The 18,478-nt window shown below is 59.4% G+C and carries 14 protein-coding genes; 6 read left to right on the plus strand and 8 right to left on the minus strand.

Annotated features, from left to right (window positions below; all coding sequences use genetic code 11):
• Positions 1-28: 28 nt before the first annotated feature.
• A complete protein-coding gene (locus tag ACJO5Y_RS10525; RefSeq protein WP_406987042.1) occupies positions 29-1,390 on the minus strand; it encodes a glycine cleavage T C-terminal barrel domain-containing protein in 1,362 nt (453 codons plus the stop codon).
• Between the two features lie 216 nt (positions 1,391-1,606).
• Positions 1,607-3,802, minus strand: a complete 2,196-nt coding sequence (locus ACJO5Y_RS10530; protein ID WP_406987310.1) for a LamG-like jellyroll fold domain-containing protein — start codon at positions 3,800-3,802, stop codon at positions 1,607-1,609.
• A 278-nt stretch (positions 3,803-4,080) separates the two neighbouring features.
• Here ACJO5Y_RS10530 and ACJO5Y_RS10535 point away from each other — a divergent pair, with 278 nt between their 5' ends.
• The 4 genes from ACJO5Y_RS10535 (at position 4,081) to ACJO5Y_RS10550 (ending at position 9,607) form a co-directional block, all read left to right on the plus strand.
• Positions 4,081-5,868 (plus strand): DUF4153 domain-containing protein, encoded by a 1,788-nt coding sequence (locus ACJO5Y_RS10535; protein WP_406987043.1) that lies wholly within the window; start codon positions 4,081-4,083, stop codon positions 5,866-5,868.
• Positions 5,869-5,962: 94 nt separating this feature from the next.
• Positions 5,963-6,418, plus strand: coding sequence for an aminoacyl-tRNA deacylase (locus tag ACJO5Y_RS10540; protein WP_406987045.1), 456 nt, complete (start codon positions 5,963-5,965; stop codon positions 6,416-6,418).
• A gap of 45 nt (positions 6,419-6,463) precedes the next feature.
• Positions 6,464-7,198, plus strand: a complete 735-nt coding sequence (locus ACJO5Y_RS10545) for a protein-L-isoaspartate(D-aspartate) O-methyltransferase (RefSeq protein ID WP_406987047.1) — start codon at positions 6,464-6,466, stop codon at positions 7,196-7,198.
• A 3-nt stretch (positions 7,199-7,201) separates the two neighbouring features.
• Positions 7,202-9,607, plus strand: a complete 2,406-nt coding sequence (locus ACJO5Y_RS10550) for a spermidine synthase family protein (protein ID WP_406987049.1) — start codon at positions 7,202-7,204, stop codon at positions 9,605-9,607.
• A gap of 28 nt (positions 9,608-9,635) precedes the next feature.
• On the opposite strand, the gene ACJO5Y_RS10555 is transcribed toward ACJO5Y_RS10550, so the two are convergent.
• Positions 9,636-10,487: an alpha/beta hydrolase gene (locus tag ACJO5Y_RS10555; protein ID WP_406987051.1), complete on the minus strand. Its 852-nt coding sequence runs from the start codon at positions 10,485-10,487 to the stop codon at positions 9,636-9,638.
• A 211-nt stretch (positions 10,488-10,698) separates the two neighbouring features.
• On the opposite strand from ACJO5Y_RS10555, the gene ACJO5Y_RS10560 reads away from it, so the two are divergent.
• Positions 10,699-11,277, plus strand: a complete 579-nt coding sequence (locus ACJO5Y_RS10560; RefSeq protein WP_406987053.1) for a hypothetical protein — start codon at positions 10,699-10,701, stop codon at positions 11,275-11,277.
• A 267-nt stretch (positions 11,278-11,544) separates the two neighbouring features.
• Here the strand turns inward: ACJO5Y_RS10560 and ACJO5Y_RS10565 are convergent, their stop codons facing one another.
• Positions 11,545-12,081 carry a shikimate kinase gene (locus ACJO5Y_RS10565; RefSeq protein WP_406987055.1) on the minus strand — a complete coding sequence of 179 codons (537 nt, stop codon included), beginning with the start codon at positions 12,079-12,081 and terminating at the stop codon, positions 11,545-11,547.
• 71 nt (positions 12,082-12,152) lie between these two features.
• On the opposite strand from ACJO5Y_RS10565, the gene ACJO5Y_RS10570 reads away from it, so the two are divergent.
• Positions 12,153-13,631: a hypothetical protein gene (locus ACJO5Y_RS10570; RefSeq protein ID WP_406987057.1), complete on the plus strand. Its 1,479-nt coding sequence runs from the start codon at positions 12,153-12,155 to the stop codon at positions 13,629-13,631.
• Positions 13,632-13,752: 121 nt separating this feature from the next.
• On the opposite strand, the gene ACJO5Y_RS10575 is transcribed toward ACJO5Y_RS10570, so the two are convergent.
• From ACJO5Y_RS10575 to ACJO5Y_RS10590, 4 genes are all read right to left on the minus strand, one after another.
• The gene (locus ACJO5Y_RS10575) at positions 13,753-16,329 is read right to left on the minus strand and encodes a DUF2339 domain-containing protein (protein ID WP_406987059.1); all 2,577 of its coding nucleotides are present in this window, start codon (positions 16,327-16,329) and stop codon (positions 13,753-13,755) included.
• A 34-nt stretch (positions 16,330-16,363) separates the two neighbouring features.
• Entirely contained in the window at positions 16,364-16,996 is a 633-nt protein-coding gene (locus ACJO5Y_RS10580) for a sterol desaturase family protein (RefSeq protein ID WP_406987060.1), read from the minus strand.
• 93 nt (positions 16,997-17,089) lie between these two features.
• Entirely contained in the window at positions 17,090-18,094 is a 1,005-nt protein-coding gene (locus tag ACJO5Y_RS10585; protein ID WP_406987062.1) for an AraC family transcriptional regulator, read from the minus strand.
• A complete protein-coding gene (locus ACJO5Y_RS10590; protein ID WP_406987063.1) occupies positions 18,094-18,477 on the minus strand; it encodes a DUF2750 domain-containing protein in 384 nt (127 codons plus the stop codon). Before ACJO5Y_RS10590 ends, ACJO5Y_RS10585 begins: the two co-directional genes overlap by 1 nt.
• Position 18,478 lies beyond the last annotated feature (1 nt).

Below are 18,478 nucleotides of genomic sequence, written 5' to 3' on the forward strand. Positions count from 1 at the left end.
CCCTCATTCAACTGATACCCGTGAATTGTCAATCCGCGAAATCAATCCCCTTGGCCCTGGCACGTTCCCGGGCATTGGGATTGACCGATGGCCGGAAGGGCACTTCCACCACTTCCGCTTCCACCTCGGTTGAGCCGTCATCTGCGGCATACTCCACTGGAAGGTGCACGGTCAGCCGGGTGCCAATGGCGCGCAGGTCAAACGGCACGTAGGCCAGCGCGATATTGGTGTCCAGTTCAGGGGAGTACCAGGGCGAAGTGACATAGCCTTGGGGCTCGCCGCCATCAGGACCACTGATCAGCCAGAAGTCGTTGGCGTAGTCAGTCACATGGCCACCGCCGAAGCGGATACCCACCATGATGTGGCTGAAGGGAGGACGACCGGCGTCGAGCTGCTCGCGAACCTTCTCAAGCTTCTGCTTGCCGATGTAATCCGCGTCCTTGTTACGCGGTACCTGGTAGGCCAGGTTGCACTGGAATGGCAGGGTTTCCTGGTCTACATCCTGGCCCCAGGAAAGAATGCCGGCGGCAATCCTGCGATGGTGTGCCGGGGCAATAACCCGCAAGTTATGGGGTTCTCCGGCAGACAGCACGGTATACCAAAGATCCTCGGCGTATTTGGTGGCTTCCTTGAGGTAGATCTCGTAGCCCTTTTCGCCGGTGAAACCGGTCTGGGAAATGATCACGTCGTGGCCGGCAACCTGGCCCTCCATCAGCCCGTAGTAGGGGATTTCCTTCACCCCCTCACCGAACAGGTCGGCCATGAGCGCCTCGGACTTGGGTCCCTGGATCTGAACGGGTGCCACATCGATTTCCCCGATGCTGACGTTGAACCCCATGCCGATATTGACGCCGCGCAGCCAGAACTCCAGGTCGCTGTCTGACAGTGAGAACCAGAATTCATCCTCGGCCACCCGCAGCAGGACCGGATCGTTCAGGATGCCGCCGTCCTCGTTGCACAGGATGACGTACTTGCCACGCATGGGCTTGATTTTGGTGGCGTCCCGGGTGATCACGTAGTTGACGAACCGCTCCGCATCCGGACCCTTGACCTGGATCTGACGCTCCACCGCCACGTTCCACATGGTGACGTCGTGTATCAGGGATTCGTATTCCACCATGGCGCCGCCGTCCTCCGGGCGGACATAGCCGCGGGGATGATACATGCGGTTATACACCGTAGCCCGCCAGCAGCCGGCTTCATAAGCCAGGTGCCAGTATGGAGACTTGCGGACCCGGGTGGAAATCAGCATTTCCACCGGCGTGGGGCCGGACTGACGCAGGTTGATCGGCACCTTGCGGTCCGACTGATCGATACTTCCGGGCTGGCGTGCAGCCCCCGCTCTTTGCTGTGGATAATCCAGCAGCGCCTTATCGAATTTAACCGCCATGGCAATCTCCCCTTTTCTCGGGTTCTCGATAGCTTTAATGTGACGGTGTTTGGTGGGCAGAGGATGGACCAATACGACATGGAAAAGTCCAAAAGCGGCAGACAAGCCGTGCGGGTTGCGGCAACACCGGCTGCGGATTGGAGCAAGCCCCGTCCGTTACCGCCTGGACCAAACAGGGCTTGATTGCATCAAGGCTGGCTTGACGGCGACGGCGGCCTATTCGGCAGCCAGCGCCGCGATTTGTGCGGCACTCAAGGCACCGCTATATATCCGGAAATCGTCTATTTTACCGTCCAGGAAGGCGTCGTTCCCATACTGGGAATCTCCCAGCCAGTTCTGTGTGGACACGCCCAGGCGGAACGGAGCCAGCACCATATTGTCGTTACGGCCAACCTCGCCGCCATTCAGGTAGAGAATGCCGGCCGTTCCGGACAAGGTCACAGCCACATGTGCCCATTCACCGACAGGGGCAGGGTTCCCACAGATTTTCTGGTCGGCATGGTAGCTGATCTTGGTAATGAAAAAGCACATTTGGTTGTCACGATCGCGGGGCACCAGGGCCATATAACGCTGGGTGCCAAATCCGAAATCGAACAATCTCGCCATGTCGGTTGTCCCGTCGATGTATACCCAACTGGTGACGCTGAAGTCCGCCAGCTCGGAAACGATTCCCTCCGGCAGGCTCACGTAGTCGTCGGCGCCATCCAGGGATATTGCATTACCGAGCTTGCCCGGCACCAGTGCGGGGCCATTGTTGGGCGTGGCGACGACGGTGTCGTCAACGGAGCTGGCAAACCCGCCGTCCTCCGCCGCATCGAATGGGAAATGCACCATGAGTTTGGGCCCCACCCACACAGTAACGGTATTGGAGGCCGCGCTCTCGCCCTCGGAAGAAATCGCGGTTACCTGGTAATAGTAATCCTCGCCTTCCGAGACATCGGTATCGGTGTAGGTCAGGAATTCCTCTGCCCCACGTGTGGCAATCGTGGCATACACCCCATCCGGAGCACTGGCGCGCTTGAGCCGGTAGCTCTCGGCGCCAGCAGCGCCCCACCAGGACAGCTCCACCGTACCGCCGCTCAGATTCCCGGTTAACCCCCTGGGAGCGCCGCCCAGGGCAGCAGGTTCCAGCGTCTCGGTCAGGGTTCCCCACCCCAGCTCATCGCCGCCCCAACTGCTTCTTTCCGGCCGTTGTCGTGCCGCCATTTTTTCCGTCCAGGGCGCTGCCATGCCCAGCCGGTTGACGTAGTGGTTGTAGATCAACTCCCAGGCCGGCCGGCTATGACCACGCTGCTTGTCGGAAACTGTCCATTGAGGAACGTGCATGACACTTCCACAGTTTGGGCCGTAGGGCGTGTAGGGGACTTCCTCAACCAGGTTGTAGCGGGCGATGTATTCCGACGCGGCAAGCAATCGGTGGTTCCAGTACTCGAAGATATCCTCATCCTGGTTCCAGGCCATTTTGGCGATAGCCCCGTAGAGCGCGACACCCAGGGTGGTGTGCCCCTGGTCGCGGCCGCTTTCCTGATATTGCCCCATGTTGCCGGCATGGAGATGGAACACCAGGTTGTCGAGCGCACCGTTGCCCTCACCGGTGTACAGGTAGTCCATTGCTTCCTGGTAGATGTCCGGCCGGTCAGCGAAGACGCCAATGGCCTGTATGCCAGCGATATTGGCCAGGTCCCAGTTAGCCCAATAGTTGGAGATGCAGGCATCGTTGTGCTCCCGCAGGAAACGACGACTCAGTGGGTAGAACACAGTGACCAGCATGTCCTGAAATTGCCTGATGTCCGCTTCGGCCCAGCCGTCATAGGTACGCATGATTTCCGCGACATTGGCAAACTCGTAGCCATACAGGCCAGCGGCCAGGTAGCGACCTTGATCACCCGTGATGGTTTTCAGGGTGGATGACCAGGCATTCAGGTAGTCCACGGCCAGGTCGCCGTAGCGATCGTCGCCGGATATCTTCCAGCGCAGCGCCAGGGCATAGGAGAAGCGGATCTCGGCAACGAGGCGGCCAAAATTCTGGCCGTCGCCGCCCCGAATCACGGTTTCAAGGGGCGCCGGTGTCTTGCCAAGCTGGGAAATGCCGTCGGTAACCAGATCGTTCCAGGCGCTTGCCCAGGGCTCCTCTTCGTTCTGTACTTTCTCGCGTATACGGGCGAAATCCGCTTCCGAGTGCAGCAGGCCCGGGTGACTGAATTGCCGAACCTCATTTCCGGCTATGCCGGTTTCGTCCACGTCCGGCTCGGCCTCGGTGGTGCCTGTGCCGGTGTTGCCTACGAGGTCTTCAACGGACGCGTCCTCTCTACATCCGGCAAGGCTTGCCGCCAGGGCTACAACAAACACCATAATCAGAAATATGGAGCGACACCCGATGCTCCGCAAAAGCTCCTGCAAATCCTTTATCATCACAATTCACTCACTGTGGCTTATCCCATGGGATTTGATATCCAGACCAATGGTGGGGTTTGCCCAGCCGCTGGAACGAAAAAAAGCCGAGTATAGGAGGAAGACGAAACGATTATTCCTTTTATGCGACCATCATCTATATGCCAACCTGAAATATTGTGATACGCATCTACTTTTGCAATCTTGATGGCCAACAGTACCCCTGCCAGGCCACGCCGATTTCCCTTATCATCAAGCGCTTGGTACGGCTGTAACATTCCCCCAACAAGGCAGATCCTATGGAAGCCCATGACAACTCCCGTCTGGACACCGTCAGTCGCTATGGCTTGATCATACTGGCAGTGGTGCAGGGCTTTGCCCTGTATCTGTTACACCTGTCCATCGACCACGAGGCATGGCCCGCGACCGATCCACGGTGGCTGATGGCCTTTTACGCACTGGCGGGCGGATTGCCGGTGTTCTTCTACCTCGGCCTGGAACGGATGATGGAAAGTCGCAATGCCTGGGCGGCTGTCACGGTTGGGCCTCTCCTGTTCGGGCTGGGCTGGCATCTGGGGTGGCTCAGGTGGGGCGCCGGTCTGGAGCTGCCGGACCGGCCGTACTTTACATTCATCTTCTTCGTCAGCGTCGGGATATCGCTGTTTATACTGGCGTTATACTTCCGCATCTGGTGCATCAACCGCGCGCCCCGTTTCGACTACCGCCAGTTGCTGGAACACTCCTGGCAGCATGCCCTGACCCTGGCCCTGCTCGGACTTTTCCTTGGGACATTCTGGCTGCTGCTGATCCTGTGGGGCGCTCTTTTTGACATCATCGGTATCTCTTTCTTTGAGGAATTGTTTGAGGAACCCATCTTCCTCTACCCCGCCAGCGCGTTTGTCGGTGGCTGGGGGCTGGTGCTGATCCGCGAACGCATCCGACTGGTTGCCACCGTGCAGTCCATGTGTGAAGTGCTGATCAAAGCCCTACTGCCCCTGGCTGCATTGATTGGCATACTGTTCCTGGGCGCGCTGCCATTCACCGGCGTCGCCAGGATCTGGGAAACCGGTCATGCGGCCCTGCTGATGATGTCCCTCGCGATCGTGCTGTTGTTCTTCTTCAACTCGGTGTTGAGCGAGAACCCGGAGCATCCACCTTACCCGAGGTGGATGCACGGCCTGGTGATATTCGGCGTGTTCCTGCTCCCTCTCAATTCGCTGTTGGCGGCGTGGGCGCTGGGGTTGCGTATCGAGCAATACGGCCTGACCGTCGACCGCCTCTGGGCAGCTACCATCCAGCTGTTGATTGCCGGTTTCACCCTCAGTTATGCGGTGTTGATCCTGCTGAGGCGCACCCGTGCCCTGGGGGCAATCCAGAGCGCCAACAAGGCTCTGGCCTTTGTGGTCGCCGGGGTACTGATCCTGGTGAACACCCCCGTCGCCGACATGCGGGCCTGGGCTGCCGAAAGCCAGGCCAACCGGCTGTTGAATGGTGAGGCCGAGGCGGACACGTTTGACTACAACTACCTGCGCTTCAAGCTGGGCGCCTACGGGGTCATGGAGTTAAGAAAGCTGCAGGACTCAGCGTTTGCCAAGCAGAATCCATTGGTCGCCGATCGCATCGACGCCGTGCTCAAGCAGGACAAGCGTTGGCAACACAAGACGGTGGTGGACAAGAACGATCGCCAGGCGGTGGCGGACATGTTCATGGTCATCCCCCGGGAAACGGTCATACCGGAGCCATTGCTCGATATACTGACGGACGACAGTGAGTACTGCCTGAGTTCCCCCAAACAATGCCAACTGGTCAGGGCACAATCCCATGGCGATGCGGTCTACTGGTTACTGCTCACGAACCGGTACGGCTCTTACATATCGGGAAACGTCTACAGCGATGACTCGGGAAGTATGAAAGCCATCGGACGACTATCCAGCCCCGGTTGCCATGAGTCCGGCGAAGCCGGGCTCAACGAGAATACGGAACTGGCACCGGTGGAAAGCCCGTTTGTAGCGTTCACTGACGGCCAGTGTTTTTACCTCATTCAACCAGATATCGACTATTTCAGAGGGTTGACGGGCCAGCCGTAAGCTTCGTCCGTAATCCGACAGCGGCCGGATCACGTGCTAAACTGGTAGATGTACACATCATGGAACTTTCACTGAGGTGAAGGAGGATACCGCCATGATTAACCAGAAACTTCGGGAATTTCTCGACAGCAATGCAGTGAACTACCGAACGGAGGCCCATGAGCCCACCGTTGACGCTTCACGAACCGCCCAGGCCGCCCATGTAAGGGGCCGCGAATTTGCCAAGACAGTGATTGTCAAAGCAGACGGCCGCCTGTTCATGACGGTTCTGCCATCCACGGACCGCGTACATGTAGACCAGTTGAAACAGGCGCTGGGAGCCAAAGACCTGGAACTGGCGGATGAGGACGATATCAATGCCGCCTTCCCCGACTGCGAAGTCGGCGCCATGCCGCCTTTTGGCAACCTGTACAACATGGACGTCTTCGTCAGTGAGCATCTGCGGGAGGACGAGCACATCGTCTTCAACGCCGGCAGCCACAGCGAGGTCATGCGGATGAGCTACCAGGATTACGATCGCCTGGTTCACCCACAAGTGCTTCATTTCTAGAGAGTACAGGGCCGGTGCGGCAACCCGTGCCGGCCCTCACTTCCAATGAGCCGAAACGCCTCCGCATTGATCCTGATGTGGTTGGGCGTGCACGTGGTTCTTGGCCAGGTGTCTCCAGCCCTGGCCGACTCGGACCGACAGGCGGAACGGCAAGCGCTGGTCCGGTCCCTGAGCGGTGTTGCGCCCGACCTGATGATTGACGACCCGAACGTCCGCGCGGCCTTGCTGCGCGTACCGCGGCACCGTTTTGTGCCGGACGGGCTCCAGGACCAGGCCTACCAGGACAAACCCGTACCTATTGGTCATGGCCAGACCATCTCGCAACCGACCGTTGTTGCCCTGATGACGCAACTGGCCGATGTGGACGACACCCACAAGGTACTGGAAGTGGGTACCGGTTCTGGCTATCAGGCGGCCATTCTCGCGCAACTGACGGACCAGGTTTACACCATCGAAATCATCGAGCCCCTGGCCAGGGAAGCCAAGGCGCGGCTGGCCAATCTTGGTTACAACCGCATACGGACCCGGCAAGGTGACGGCTATTACGGCTGGCCGGAGCAGGCCCCGTTCGATCGCATCCTGGTGACTGCCGCCGCGGCCCATATTCCACCACCCCTGCTTGAACAGCTCAAGCCTGATGGACGGATGGTCATTCCTGTCGGCCCCCGCTGGGGTGCGCAAATCCTCATGTTGGTGACAAAGAACCAGGCCGGCGACACCACCACCGAGAGCCTGTTACCTGTCCGGTTTGTACCGCTGACCAGCGAAACCCCACGCTGATCCATGAAACCCGCCGACGCCCCACCCCGCCGCACCCTCCTCCTGGCGCTGGGCCTTGTGGCCGCCGGGATTGTCGGCTTTGAGGTGGCGCTCACCCGCATCATCGCGATACAGCACCTGCACCATCTGGCGTCACTGATCATTGCCCTGGGCCTGCTCGGCTTCGGGGCTGCCGGGGCCTTTGCCAGCCTGCTCGCCGACACCATCCGCCGCCATGGCGCGGCCTGGCTCACGGTATCCGCAGCCGGCTTTGCTCTGGCCCTGCCGCTCAGCGTGGTCGTGTCCGGGCACATCGACATGACGCTGCCGGCGCTGGCCTGGCGCCCGGAGGAACTGGTTGGGTTTGGTCTCTATGTGGTCTGTTTCCTGGTCCCTTTCTTCCTGGGCGCACTGTTTGTCACTACGTGCTTCATCTGCTGGTCGGCACGCATCGGCCAACTTTACGCCGCCGACCTTATCGGTAGCGCCGCTGGCGCCCTGAGCGTACCGCTCGCCCTGCAAGTGATGGCCCTGGAAAGCCTGCTGATCCTGTTCTCCCTGGCGGCGGCGGTGGCCGTCGTCCTGACCCGGACGTCTGCCCGGAACAGGGCCATCGGCGTCGGTCTGGCAGGCATACTGTTGGCAATTTACAACCTCAACGTCCTGCTCGTTCAACCCGCCGGGTACAAGGAGTTGTCCGTCCAACTCAACACCCGTGACGCCCAGATCCTCTGGGAGCGGGACACCCCCGACACCCGGCTCACCGTGCTGGATGCCCCCGGCCTTCACGGCGCGCCGGGGATGAGTATCGCCTCAACCGCGGACGCCCCGCCCCAGGCGCGACTGTTTTTCGACGGCGACAATGGCACGCCCTTGCTGGACGTGGCGACACCGCCACCGCTGATGCAGTCGGTCATATCCAGTGCAGCCTTTCATCTGGCACCGCCACAGCCTACGGTGCTGCTGCATTCGCTTGGGGGTGGCTGGCAAGCCTGGGTCGCCGCATCCCATGACCCGGAACGCATCCAGGCCAGCGAGGAAAACGCCGCCCTGCGTCGTCTGCTCGCCGGTGACGCCGCCACGGGCCTGGCACGCCCCTACCTGCCCAGCGGGGTAGAGTTGGTGCCAATGACCGCGCGACGATTCCATGCCGCTCATCCAGGCCTATTCGATGTCGTCATGCTGACCCTCTCCGCGCCGGAAGCCGGGCTTGCGGCGGGTGCCGTCCGCTACGACACCACGGTGGAAGCGTTCCGGGAAGTACTGGCCAATGTGAGCGAGACCGGTGTCTATGCCATCGTGACCGACATCAAGGCCATGCCCCAACACAGCCTGCGGCTGGCCGCCACCGCAACACGCGCACTACGCCAGTCGGGCAAGACGCCCTCCGGGCACATCGCGGCGATTCGGGACTGGCGCAACCTCGTATTGCTTGTCACCCAGGCCCCCATTGACGACGACCGGCAACGGGCATTGCGCGCCTTCGCCGAGCGGTGGCGGTTCGACCTGGTGGCGCTGCCAGGGCTCCAGGAAGCGGACACCAATCGCTTTCATCACCGGCGAAACGGCGGTCTCTATGGTCCCTTCAAGGCATTCACTGAGGGCGAGGCAACGACCTTCCACGAGAGCTATGCCTTCGACGTCCAGCCCACCACCGACGACAGCCCCTTCTTCGACAAATTTTTCCGCCACCAGGGCCTGGCCACGTTACGCGACACCTTCGGGCCAACCTGGCGAGCGCACTTGAGTTGGGGCTACCTGCTGCACTGGGCCGCCCTGCTGGTCGGGGCCGTGCTGGCCCTGGTGGCCATTATTGCGCCCCTGGCATTCATCCGCCGGAACCGCGGTCCAGCGCGCGAAAACCGGGTACGGCAGCTCCCCACCGGCCTTTATTTCAGCGCCCTGGGCTTGGGTTTCATGTTCGTGGAAATCGGCCTGCTGCAAAAGAGCACTTTGTTGCTCGATGCCACCAGCAGCGCCTTCAGCATTGTGGTCGCCGCCATGCTGGTTGGTGCCGGTATGGGCAGTTATTGGTTGGGCCGGCGGCGGCTGACAAACCGTGCGTTGGTCGGCTGGCTCCTCCTGCCTGCTGGCCTCGCGCCCCTGTTCATGGGCCTGTTCGCCTATGGCTTCCAGTTTGCCGCGGACTGGTCGTTTGCGGCCCGCGCCGGCTTTATCTCCGCCACTGTCTTCGCCATTGCCTTTCCCATGGGCTGCGCCTTGCCCCAGGGTATGCTCCGCGTTCGCGCCGCCGGCGCGTCCACCATCGCCTGGGCCTGGGGCATCAACGGCTTTACGAGTGTTATCGGGTCACTGGCGGCGGTGTTGATCGCCATGCATTGGGGATTCACGGTGCTGATGGGGTGTGCAAGCATCTGCTATCTGGCAGCCGCCATTCTGGGGAGCCGGCTCGCAGGTTCACCCACTTGAGAGAACCGCCGCTATGGAATCTCTTCCGCTACGGCGACAGACTTTCGAGCCATTGCGCCATACCTTTCATATACACCGGACGGCTGAGGATAAAACCGGAATTGTGGTCGCCCCGAATCTGCAGGAACTGCTTTGGCTCCGGCGCCGCGTGGTAAACCGCTTCCCCATGGGGGAGGGGAATGAGCTCATCCTCTTTGCTGTGGATGACCAAGACGGGTGCCCTGACCTGCTTGACCCATTCGGCTGTGGGGTAGTAAATACGGGCCAGCAGCCGAATGGGAAAGATTGAGTAGAGTTCCGCTCCGCGATCCGGTACCGACGTGAAGGCGGATTCCAGGATCAGGCCGCCCACCGGTCGCTCAGCCGCCAGATGCGCGGCCACCGCCGCTCCCAGGGAACGGCCGAAAACAATCACCTGCTGCGGCGGGACCTTACGACTCTCCACCAGGTACTGCCAGGCCGCATCCGCATCACGATACAGCCCAGCCTCCGATGGCTTGCCCTCGCTACGACCATAACCGCGATAGTCAATAATCAGTGTTGCCAGGCCCAGCTCATGAAAGATCTCCAGACTTTCAAGACGATGGCTGATATTGCCGGCGTTGCCGTGGAGGAACAGCAAAGTACGATCGAAAGTACGGTGGATAGTACGGTGGCCGGCCTGCGGCGCCGGCAGGTACCAGCCATGCAGCTTGACGCCATCGGCGGCACTCAGCGTGACCTCCTCCCAATCCAGGCCGATTGCCGCCGGAGTGGCTTCCAACTCCCGCCCCTGCACGCCAGGGAGGTGGATGAGGCGTGACTGCATCAGGAAAAGCAGCAGCAATAGTGCCAGATAGACACCCACAGCTATCAGCACAAAGCTCGCCAGCATTTCCATGAATCCCCTCCGAGGTGCGTTTTGCCCCATCCTTTGTCCGCCCTGACGTCAGGTTTCTTTACAGATTTTGGCGACGGAATAGCATGACTTGTCGCTGGTTCGTTCTCTCGGAAGGGCTGGTCCATTAATTGCTATATTTAAAGTATGGAACTCAGCATCAATTCCTGCACCTTATAGTATGGAACTCAGCATCACATCGAGAGGGATTACCATGAAAGGGCTCATGCTGCTTGCGGCCCTGTTTCTATCCATGTCAGCCAATGCCACGCTGATTAGCTATTCATACGATAACACTATTGCAAATCCGCATGGTTCCCACAGCGCGGTTGGGATATTTACAGTAGACGACCAGATGCGCGGTCTGGTCTCGGCCACGTTTGAGAGTGAACCGGTATCCTTCGAGTGGGAAGGATTTGCGCCGCTGCTGCACGACCAACCCGTTTCGGACGAAGACGGCTTGTTTGAGAACGGCTTTGAGCCATTTGTTTCCGGTGACTTTGAGTTCTTCCTGTTTTTGGACCTCTTTTTCCTGGAAGCCGGCCAGGATATCTTCCACAACCTTGATAAAACAGCTCCTTTTGAGGGAGCCAGTGTCACAGTTCTAAGCACCGGTGAGACCTACTTTCTGACCGATGGCCTCACCAAGCTCCAAACGATAGGCATTCCCGAACCCTCAACCCTGGCCTTGCTGGGCCCTGTACTGATTGGCCTTGTGCTTTCAGGCCTTTTCAGCCGCTTGCGGAGGCTTTCTCCACGTAGACCAGGCAGTGACAGGCCACTAGTCTTTTAAAGAGTGATGTTCAACAGGATGAAGGAACATGGGGTATATCAAGTGCAGACATTGCGGCGCCGAAATTGAACCGGGGCTGCACAAGTGCCCCAGATGTGGCACAAACCCGGCTTCCAAAAGATCAATGACGCTGGGTGCAACGGCGGCTATTATTGGCGCGATTCTCATTGCTGTGGTTGCAGTTGTTGTCATCATAAAAGACGATCCCGCCATTCCGAGCGGAAGTACCACAACCGTGCAGCCGCCTGGTGTGGAGAACGAATAACGTCATCCCGAATCAGTGGGTAGCTGTGTTTTCATGGCCTCGACCACTGCTTCGCACACCTCATCCTGATCCCGCCCGACACCGGAAATTGTGATATCCGCGTGACGGCTATAAAGTTCATAACGTTCCTCAAACAGCTCTTCCAGCGACTGGTCCGGTCGACGTGAGATGCCGCGCAGGCTGAAATCTCCCAGGCGCTTGGTGACCAGATCCAGCGGAATATCCAGGAATACCACCACGCCATTGTTCTTGAGATGTTTCATCGCCTTCGAGCTATAGACGGCGCTGCCCCCCGTGGAAACCACGTGCCGCTCCACGTCCAGCCGGAGCAACACGTCTTCCTCAACCGCCCGCAACGCCTGATAGCCCTCGTTGTCCACTATGTCCTGCAGCGTGCAACCGGCGTGTTGCTGGATAAGCAGGTCGGTGTCCACGAAACCGAGTCCGAGGCGCTTGGCCAGCAGAACGCCTACGGTGCTTTTACCGCTACCCGGCATGCCGGTCATGATGATATTTGTGGCGGGTATTCTGTTACTCATTATCGTCCTCCTGAAACTTCCACACAGCCCCCGGGTCAATAGCGCTAGAGACACCCGAGGCAGCCTGACAAATGCTCAAACTCTGTAGGCCGCACCAGGCATTCAACTGCAACCGACTGACCCTGATACTTATAGCCTGGGTGCTTGGCGGCTGTGCCGGCCAACCAGCAACGCCACCGGTGATGTCCCTGACCAGCGAAGCCTGCACCACAGCCTGGCAGGATGTTGAGCGGCAACTGCAACAAGCCGGTATTCAGGATGCCCAGGGAAACCAGATCCCCGGCTATCCTTACCTGCGGGTCAATCGGACGCTGGCCGATTTTGATCTGGCTGCACTCACGCCCGCGGAACGCCATGACTGGTTATATCATGCACTATACAACGGGGAGCGGGCGTTGCGTGTCCGACTCACCCGGCTAAAAAAACGTCATATGCTCGACCCCGGCTGGCTGATGCACTGCGCCAAACAACAGGTGGCGGCGCTGGGGACCGATTCGCGCCAGTGGGCAGACCTTGTTTCCAATGTGGAGGTGCCGGATGCCTATCTGGACTGGCGCCGCACCATTGGCGCCTACCCTCTGATGCGGCCCATACTGGCTTATCAGGTCCGCGGACTCCAGGCATCACAGGTGAAACAGTTCGGCACTCAGACTGACAACGCCGTGGCCCGTCAGTTCGCGCCAGAGTTACCGATACCAGATCCGGCGCAAGTAGCATCCATTCTACGCCACGAGCCTTCCCGAGACCTTCTTGGGCTGCCAGTGTTTTCGCAGGAAGGGACCGAAACGCTGCTGGCGTATCACGCTCCCCATCTGATCATGGCAAGCGACAAATCCTATGACCGACCGGGAACACCCCGGTGGCAAGACAGCCAGTGGGTGGTCGGGCCACCCGCCCTGGCGTATACGCTGATCACTGAGGTTCGCTGGCAGAACCGGTGGCTGCCGCAACTGGTCTATGTGTTCTGGTTCGATGAACGACCCAAGCCCCACGCCCTGGATATCTACGGCGGTCGGCTGGACGGGCTTATCTGGCGCGTCACTCTGGATGAAAACGGGCAGGTCCTGATGTATGACAGCGTCCACCCCTGTGGCTGCTATCACCAATGGTATCCGCTGGCGGACCGCCTCCGGCTCAACCCCGGCGCCGTGGGGGACGAGATCATGACGGTATTGCCGCTCGAAGCGCCAGCCAACCACCGGACTATGTCCCGCCCCGTTGTACACCTGGCCAGCGGCACCCATTACGTCACCAATGTGAGCTTTGCGGCTCCACCGGAGTCAATAACAGAATCAACACCCTACCAACTGGTCCACTATGACCGGCTCAGGGCGTTACCGGACAATACGGGCATGCACCGCAGCCTGTTCCTGCCCAACGGCCTGGTGGCCGGCACAGAGCGCCTGGAGCGATTCCTGCTCTGGAGCACCGGAGTTCTTTCACCCGGAGCCATGCGCCAATGGGGCCACCACGCCACTGCGTTTATCGGCAAGCGCCATTTCGATGATCCGGACCTGCTCAACCGCTACTTCCAGCCGGCACTGGAATAAGTTGCCCACAGAATCTGTGGATAACTGTGTTAGCAACGTAAGGATAGGTACCCAAAAGCGTGCTGGAACGGGCGTTTCAGTAATATGACCGTAAATTGACCGCCCGCCACTTCTGGGCTTTCTAGCCACCCTCCGGAGCACCCTGAGCTTTTCGATAGAGCCAGGCCAATCCCAACAACGCAAGTCCCAATCCCATAAAGGCTGCCACCCGCCACAGGCCCTGCAGACCTGCCATGTCGATCAGGAAGATCTTGGCAATCACCAGCCCCAGCAGGGCCATGCCGGCCTTATACAGCACCGCATTATTGCGGCCAGTGGCATAGATGATTGCAGCGATGGCGTACAGCATCCCCACAACGGAGTAGCTGTATAGCTCGCCCTCGGTAATGCCGAAGGACAGCCCCATATCACTGCCCTGCCACAGCTGCCGGATTTCCAGGACTGTGAATAACATAAAGCTCCCAGCCGCCACGCACAGCGACCAGAATCTGGGCGCAAGCTCCGGGAACCGGCTGGCAACCAGCGCCAGCAGCACCGGCCCACCGTAGGCAGGCAGCAGGATATTGAAGATCGCTGTATCGCCAATGGCGCTGCCGCCCCACCAGGGATTGTGCACAGTGATCAGCGTGAGATAGCTCAAACCGGAAAGGCCGAGCAGAATCCATGAGAACAGCCGGTAGAGCCAGGCCAGGGATTCACTGGCTTTGGCGCGAACGGTATAGGTCAGGCTGAGCGCACCCCAGAGCAGCGTGTTGATCGTTGCCTCGGTGAAGCTGTACTCATGGGCAAAGATGTCGCCATCGTAAAGCCAGTAACGCATTTCCGAGCCCAGGAACAACACCAACAGGTGTAGTGTCGCCCCTTCCAGCCAGGGGCGGATACTGTGATTCCGGTTCGCTATCCAGGTGGCCACCGCCGCGCACAGTGTTGCGCCACCATAGGTCCACAGTGACCAATGCAGACCGGCATCGTAACTTTGCAGCCACGGATTGAAGGTCAGCCGCGCGACCACCAGTGCCAGCGCTATCTTGAGCAGCAGGTACAGCTCCGGCATCTCATAGCGGCGCGCCAGCCAGGTAAGACTGATGAACTGAACGGACAGGGCCAGTGTGAGTGAGGCTTCACGGAATACCATCACCGCCGCCAGGGAATAACTGACATGGGCCGCCAGGATGGCCCATACCACCCCGCTGCGATAGCGTTCACGGTTTTCCATCTGCCAGGCCAGAACACCGTACAAACCGCCAAGCAACAGCGTGACAACCGCCCAGACAGAGGACTTCCCGTAGCCATGCAGCAGCAACCAGCCCAGAACCAGCCACACCAGCGGTGACAACAGCGTGAGCGACGCCCACCGACGACGATCAGGATCACGTACCCAGTGCCACAAGCCGAGCCCCAGGGTCAGTATCGCGGCGACAATCAGGTAGGAGAGAAATCCGCCCTGATGCTCCACGGGCATCTGCTCCAGATACACTCGATCTGCCACCTCACGAACCATATAAGCCAGCCAACCGGCGGCGCTGACCGCAACCGCCGACCAGGGCAGATACCAGAATGTCCCCCGGCTCTGGGGTACCAAGGCGGCTGCCGGCAGGATAAGCAGCCAACTCCAGAACAATGGGCTGTCAGCGGGTTGATCAACGATCGACAAGCCCCAGATGGCCAACAGTGTGAGCAGCGTTTCCCACAGGCGCGGCACCCCTGCCTTCAGATGTCCCGGCATGACAGCAAAGATCACGAACAGTCCCGCGAGATACCAGGCGGTCGGCGCTCCGACCGGGGCGGAGGACAGGGTTACCAGCCACCACAACAGCGCACCGGCCAACGTGGCAAACCACAGCCAGTCACGAAAGACATAGCGCATTAGTAGCAGCGAACTGAGGGTGATCAGGAAACTGTAAGACAGCACAAAGGCCACACTGCCGTCCTCTCCCCCGATCAGCAGGGGCACCAGATAGGCACCGCTCAGCCCCATGATGGCCAGCAGCGGGCCATGAACCAGGGCCAGCACCATGGTGCCGAGGGAGACCGCCGCAAGCCCCACCAACCCGATCAACGGACTGATCAACTCATAATGGTGGACACCGGCAAGCAACGCGGCATACAGGGTGATACTGCCGCCCCCCGCCAATGCGGCAAATACCTGGTCCGCGCCGCGGTTGCGGCGACGCAGGAACTCCGCACCGGCATGCAGGGCAAGACCAGTGACCAGGGCGAGCAACAGTTGCTGCACCGGGCCGATAAGCCCGGCATTGATGGAATGACTGACCATGAAGATCCCGGCCAGCCCCACACTCAGGCCACCAAGCCAGACCATCCAGTTTTCTTTCAGGGCTGCGGTAATGCGGGAGGCACGATCCGGTTCCGGCCGTTCACTGCGCACCACCGGCTGTGCTTGCTCGGTCCAATCACTGGATGCGGAGTCGGATGCTGCGAAATCTTGCACCGGCGGAGCCTGTTCAGCGGGGACAGGCTCTTCCGGGGCATCCTGATGCGACGCGGGCACGTCATCCTCACGGGCCATCTGGCGCTTCAGATGGGCCACTTCCTCCCGCAACCCGGAGACCTCCCGCCCCAGGGATTCAATGCGGGCAGATTGCGAATTACGTTGTCGAAAGGCCAAAAATCCGAGAACTGAGCCGACAGGAACAAGCAAAACAATGCCGGCAACCAGAATGATGAATAATGCTTCCAAGCCTTTCTCCCTGTCTCTCAACCATAACCAATCCTCAGACCGCCACTATATCAGCCGTTTGTCCTCTCGCCTGACGCTGGCTTTCCTCAAGCCGATTCTCATCCAGGCGGCGGAATGCCTTGGGCAGTACCCGCCGGGCAACACTGTTCACCGGTCGCTCCAGCCAGCCGGGCAGGTTCATACCCAAAGGATTCGACTCAGCGATATCAGGATCCCCAATAATACGCGTTCCCATAATGTAGTCGAACCAGGGGCGGGTAACGCACCAATTGGCGTTCTGATTGGAATTCATGTGATGGTCGTAATGCCAGGGCAGGTTCTTCTTCGCCCATTCCGAATCCAGGTGCGCCTTACTGTGTTTGGACCAATACTGCCAGGCACTGTAATAGGCACCCAGGGTGAAAAACGGCGCTACGGGCAACACGGTGGTAGAGGCAACACACAAACCTATCAGTGCAACTTTCTCGTTGAACATCTCCTGATCCCGCCACATGGACTCGCGATAGCCCTCATCCTCAAACTGGTTCAGCCGTGCCCGTTTGTGGTGGCGAATATGGGTGAAAAACGGTGCATTACGGTGCTTTGATGGGTACTCGTGCAGCCAGACCTTGTGTGCGTACCACTCAAATGCGTTGGCGCCCAGAATCGCAATCGGAAAACCCAGCATGATCAATCCTCATTTGTTGCTTCGTTGGATCAATCGTGCCGCAGGTTGCCCCAATCTCTTTGATCCTGCGTAGCCTGCGACGCGTCACCTCGATCAAATGTCAGGATTCTGTTGCTGCTTGCGGCTGCGATAGGCCGTTGGGGTTTCGCCTGTCCAGCGTTTGAATGCCCGGGAAAACGCAGCGGGCTCAGAGAAACCGGTAAGGTAGATAATCTGATCGATGGGTTCCTGTGTTCTGGCCAGTAACCGCCGGGCAAGCTTCTCCCGGAATCCCGCCAGCACCTCCTTGTAACTGGTGCCCGCTTTGCTGAACTCCGAACGCAGGCGTCTGGAGGACATGCCCATCTGCTTCGCGAGGGTATCCAGGGACACCGTGCCCAGCTCCAGCAAGCCGCCAAGCTCATTCTCGATCCGGAAGAAAAAGTCCCGCCGGGAAAGATCCGCCATCTTGGCACTCGCCAGATCTTCATGGATCGCCAGAAGTTCCGGTTCGGCGGTCAGGGAGCTTCTGGACAGCACTTCAGGATCAAAGCGAATCACACCCTCTGGCATACCGAGCCGCACGGGGCATCGATAAACCTGCTCATAGACCTCTGCTACAGCGCCATCCTGGTGGGTGAACCAGATTTCCCGGGGCTGGAAATGCCCTTCTGAGACGTGCCGCAGGAAGCGCAGCATCACGCTGGTGGCGCATTCCAGGTAGTGACGCACCGGGTGTTCCAGGCCAGCGAGTATGGCGGTATCGTCCTCTAGCCGCAGACTGAACTGCAGGGCGTCTGTCAGCAAACGGTGATAGCGAATGCAGCGCTCAAGGCCATCGCCAAAGGTAGGGCTACTCAGGAACAGGTACTCAATCACCTGACCACGGAACGGCGGCATCAAATCGCCTATTCGCAGACCGATATCCGGGTCGCCACTGACCTTCTCGGCGGCGGACCAGAACTGATGCTGGGGCGAGTTCTTCCGTCGCAACTGCTGGTCAGGTGGCTCGTCGGGCATGCCGACACTGGCGAAAATAGCAGCACAATCCAGCCCGGCCCGGTTCATCGCCTGGTAGGTCATCAGGAGAAAAATGCCGTTATCGCTTTTCTCAGCCATTAAAAACTCGACAGCTCATCCTGTATGTCGCGCTTCAGTTCTTCCGGCTCCGTTATCCACAGGGTTCCGTCCAGGCCAGGAAACACCCCAACATCCAGGCCGTCTTTCGTTAAACCCGGCACCCATTTACGGAAGAAATCCGGCACGGAAATGCTTTTCGGAGCGAGATCCTCAGAACCTTTACCATACTCTGCCGCAAACGCCTCGCTGGGCCAGACGGGCAAGTGCTCCACCTCGCCATCTTCCGACACGATTTTCAGGAAGCGATTCTCCGCATTCACCAGAATCCAGATCTCACGTTCTTCGATCACCTGACTCAGGAAGTAGTCGTATCGCTCTTCACCGTCTAGTTCGAGAACACTCTTTAATTCATCGTTATTCATA

The sequence above is a fragment of the Marinobacter alkalisoli genome (assembly GCF_045449855.1).
Taxonomy (GTDB): Bacteria; Pseudomonadota; Gammaproteobacteria; order Pseudomonadales; family Oleiphilaceae; genus Marinobacter.

What these genes read in the sequence shown, in the direction of transcription:
- ACJO5Y_RS10565 (WP_406987055.1), bottom strand. Translation starts at nt 12,081, where the DNA reads ATGAGTAACAGAATACCCGCCACAAATATCATCATGACCGGCATGCCG.
- ACJO5Y_RS10560 (WP_406987053.1), top strand. Translation starts at nt 10,699, where the DNA reads ATGAAAGGGCTCATGCTGCTTGCGGCCCTGTTTCTATCCATGTCAGCC.
- ACJO5Y_RS10580 (WP_406987060.1), bottom strand. Translation starts at nt 16,996, where the DNA reads ATGCTGGGTTTTCCGATTGCGATTCTGGGCGCCAACGCATTTGAGTGG.
- ACJO5Y_RS10555 (WP_406987051.1), bottom strand. Translation starts at nt 10,487, where the DNA reads ATGGAAATGCTGGCGAGCTTTGTGCTGATAGCTGTGGGTGTCTATCTG.
- ACJO5Y_RS10570 (WP_406987057.1), top strand. Translation starts at nt 12,153, where the DNA reads ATGCTCAAACTCTGTAGGCCGCACCAGGCATTCAACTGCAACCGACTG.
- ACJO5Y_RS10550 (WP_406987049.1), top strand. Translation starts at nt 7,202, where the DNA reads ATGAAACCCGCCGACGCCCCACCCCGCCGCACCCTCCTCCTGGCGCTG.
- ACJO5Y_RS10525 (WP_406987042.1), bottom strand. Translation starts at nt 1,390, where the DNA reads ATGGCGGTTAAATTCGATAAGGCGCTGCTGGATTATCCACAGCAAAGA.
- ACJO5Y_RS10535 (WP_406987043.1), top strand. Translation starts at nt 4,081, where the DNA reads ATGGAAGCCCATGACAACTCCCGTCTGGACACCGTCAGTCGCTATGGC.
- ACJO5Y_RS10545 (WP_406987047.1), top strand. Translation starts at nt 6,464, where the DNA reads ATGAGCCGAAACGCCTCCGCATTGATCCTGATGTGGTTGGGCGTGCAC.
- ACJO5Y_RS10585 (WP_406987062.1), bottom strand. Translation starts at nt 18,094, where the DNA reads ATGGCTGAGAAAAGCGATAACGGCATTTTTCTCCTGATGACCTACCAG.
- ACJO5Y_RS10540 (WP_406987045.1), top strand. Translation starts at nt 5,963, where the DNA reads ATGATTAACCAGAAACTTCGGGAATTTCTCGACAGCAATGCAGTGAAC.
- ACJO5Y_RS10590 (WP_406987063.1), bottom strand. Translation starts at nt 18,477, where the DNA reads ATGAATAACGATGAATTAAAGAGTGTTCTCGAACTAGACGGTGAAGAG.
- ACJO5Y_RS10530 (WP_406987310.1), bottom strand. Translation starts at nt 3,802, where the DNA reads ATGATAAAGGATTTGCAGGAGCTTTTGCGGAGCATCGGGTGTCGCTCC.